Source organism: Streptomyces sp. MK37H (assembly GCF_018035285.1).
Taxonomy (GTDB): Bacteria; Actinomycetota; Actinomycetes; order Streptomycetales; family Streptomycetaceae; genus Streptomyces; species Streptomyces endocoffeicus.
Map to the genome: position 1 here is coordinate 1 of NZ_JAAAYH010000699.1, position 2,950 is coordinate 2,950.

Consider the following 2,950-nt stretch of genomic DNA (forward strand, 5'->3'; position numbering starts at 1 on the left):
GCCGTCGCGCCACGAAGCGCCACCCCTGGCGGCGTCCCGCCGGGGCGAACCGGGCCGACGCCACACCCCGCCCCGCCCCGGGCCCGCCGCGCGGCGGGCCGCCGGCCGCGGCGGCCGACGGGGCCCCGCCCGAGGTGGACGAGCGCAGTGTGGTGGACGCCGCGGTGTACCGCGACGGCCGCCGGGTCGGCACCCCCGGCTCCCTCGCCGCCACCTTCCGGCGGCTGCGCGAGGAGACGGGCGCCATGGCGTGGATCGGGCTGTACCGGCCGAGCGAGGGGGAGCTGCTCTCGCTCGCCGAGGAGTTCGATCTGCACAAGCTGGCCATCGAGGACGCGATGGAGGCCCATCAGCGCCCCAAGCTGGAGCGCTACGGCGAGACCCTCTTCGTGGTGCTGCGCGCCGCCCGCTATCTCGACGCGCCCGAGGAGGTGGACTTCGGCGAGTTGCATGTCTTCGTGGGCCCCGACTTCGTCATCACCGTCCGGCACGGCGCGGCGCCGGACCTGTCCGCGGTGCGCGCCCGGATGGAGTCCACCCCCGAGCTGCTGGCGCTGGGCCCCGAGGCCGTGCTGTACGCGATCCTCGACGCGGTCGTGGACGGCTACGCCCCGGTCGTGGCGGGGGTGCAGAACGACATCGACGAGATCGAGACCGAGGTCTTCCGGGGCGATCCCGAGGTGTCGCGGCGCATCTATGAGCTCTCCCGCGAAATGGTGGAGTTCCAGCGCGCCACCCGCCCCCTGGTCGGGATGTTGCACGGGCTGATGGCGGGCTTCGACAAGTACGGCACCGATGAGGAGCTCCAGCGCTATCTGCGGGACGTCGCCGACCACGTCACCCACACCAGCGAGCGCGTGGACGGCTTCCGCTCCGCCCTCAGCGACATCCTCGCGGTCAACGCCACCCTGGTGACCCAGCAGCAGAACGCCGAGATGCGGGCGCTGGCCGAGGCGGGCTTCGAGCAGAACGAGGAGGTCAAGAAGATCTCCGCCTGGGCGGCCATCCTGTTCGCCCCCACGCTGGTGGGCACCATCTACGGGATGAACTTCACCCATATGCCCGAGCTGCACTGGGTGCTGGGCTACCCCTTCGCGATCCTGCTGATGGCGGTGGTCTGCGTCAGCCTGTACCTCATCTTCAAGCGCCGCGACTGGCTCTGACGGCGTAACACCTCTCCGGTCGGCCCGCGGTTCTAGGGAATCCCTCGATGAACCGCTGATTCAGCCGTTTTCCGTAGCCCCTCCATGCCGTTTGTGCTTCGATGCCGTGCGGCACGGCACCGGCAGGCGAGCGACGGGAGTGGGCGTATGGACCGGCGAGGGTTCCTCAGGGGCGCGGCCGCACTGTCCACCGCGGGGCTGGTCACCGCCGTCGGCGGTACCGCGACGGCCACTGCGGCGCCGCCCCGGCCGGCCGCCGCCCAGGACTGGCTGTCGGCCATCGCCGACGCCACTCCGGTCCAGCGGCTGACCCTGCCCGGAACCCACGACTCCGGCGCCCGCTTCGGCGGACCGTGGACGGAGTGTCAGAACACCACCATCGCCGACCAGCTGGCCAGTGGCATCCGCTTCCTGGACATCCGCTGCCGCGCCTTCGACAACGCCTTCCCCATCCACCACGGCGCCTTCTACCAGAACCTCAACTTCGACGATGTGCTCGGCGCCTGCCGCTCCTTCCTCTCCGCGCATCCGTCGGAGACCGTGCTGATGCGGGTCAAGCAGGAGTACTCGGAGGAGAGCGCCGCGGAGTTCCGCCGGATCTTCGACATCTATCTGGACGACAAGGGCTGGCGCTCCCTCTTCCGCCTGGACAGCACCCTCCCCACCCTGGGCCAGGCCCGGGGCAGGGTGGTGCTGCTCGCCGACTCCGACAACATGCCGGGGGTGCGGTACGGCGACGGCTCGCTCTTCGACATCCAGGACGACTACATGGCGGAGCCGATCGGCAAGTACCCGAAGATCGAGGCGCAGTTCCGCAAGGCGGCGGCCCAGCCCGGCAAGCTCTTCATCAACTACGTCTCCACCGCCGCCCTGCTGCCGCCCCGCTCCAACGCGGACCGGCTGAACCCGCGGGTGAAATCGTTCCTGGAGGGCGCCGAGGCACAGGGCTGGACCGGGCTCGGGATCGTTCCGATGGACTTCCCGAACACCACGTCCGGCCTGGTCGACGCCCTCGTCCGGCACAATCCGGCGGGCTGACCGCGGCGCGTCAGCGGCCGTGGATCCGGCGGAAGACGCTGACCGCCGGTTCCGCGTAGCGCACCAGCTCCAGCGCCTGCTCCGGGAACCACTCCCCCGCCTCGGGGTTGACGGTCCCGCGCACCGGGTCCAGGGGCCCGTCGGTGCCGCGCAGACAGCGCCCGTCCGACTCGCCCGGCGTCTTCACCCACAGCGCGGCGTCCAGCAGCGCCTCGCCGGTACGGGTGGTGGGGCGCCGGCCCAGGCCCCGGTCCGGCGGGTTGCACCATGACTGGACGTCGTTGTGCTGGTGCGTCACGGCCCTCGGGGCCCAGGGGCCCTGGCCGTTGCGGCTGGTGTCGGTGACGTAGTGTTTCATACGGGCCGGGTCGTCCGGTACATGGGCGCGCAGCCAACGGCGGACGTGCCGCCGCGACCAGCTCTGCTCGGCGCAGTCCTCGGGGTCCCCGCCCTCGTCGGCGTAGGCGAGGCAGGAGGAGACCAGCCGGCCGTACCAGGCGCTGTCCTGGTCGGTCTGGTAGTGGGAGACGTTGAGGGCGAAGCCGGTGGCGCGGTCGATCCCGGCCTTGATCAGCCGGGGCACGATGCTGCTGACGGAGTGCCAGCCGGCGTGGCCCGCGTCCAGGTACACCGACGCGTTGCCGAGCGTGCTGAGGACATCGACCGCGTAGTTGATCTCGGAGTAGCGGGCGGCGGTCTCCGGGTCCTCGACCACCGGGGTGTCCAGGTCGCCCGATTCGCGCGCCTCC

General features: G+C 71.4%; 3 protein-coding genes. 2 read left to right on the top strand and 1 reads right to left on the bottom strand.

Annotated elements, in window-relative coordinates; genetic code table 11:
* Together GWI24_RS42900 and GWI24_RS42905 are read left to right on the top strand one after the other, a co-directional pair.
* On the top strand, positions 1 to 1,163 hold a 1,163-nt coding region (locus GWI24_RS42900), incomplete at its 5' end, for a magnesium and cobalt transport protein CorA (protein WP_247617672.1).
* Between the two features lie 147 nt (positions 1,164 to 1,310).
* Positions 1,311 to 2,201 (top strand): phosphatidylinositol-specific phospholipase C, encoded by an 891-nt coding sequence (locus tag GWI24_RS42905; RefSeq protein ID WP_210951434.1) that lies wholly within the window; start codon positions 1,311 to 1,313, stop codon positions 2,199 to 2,201.
* Between the two features lie 10 nt (positions 2,202 to 2,211).
* Here GWI24_RS42905 and GWI24_RS42910 read toward each other — a convergent pair.
* Positions 2,212 to 2,950, bottom strand: a 739-nt coding sequence (locus GWI24_RS42910; protein WP_210951435.1) for a glycoside hydrolase family 6 protein, incomplete at its 5' end; no start/stop codon positions are given.

Coding starts and splice junctions, on each gene's coding strand:
- GWI24_RS42905 (WP_210951434.1), top strand. CDS start 1,311: ATGGACCGGCGAGGGTTCCTCAGGGGCGCGGCCGCACTGTCCACCGCG.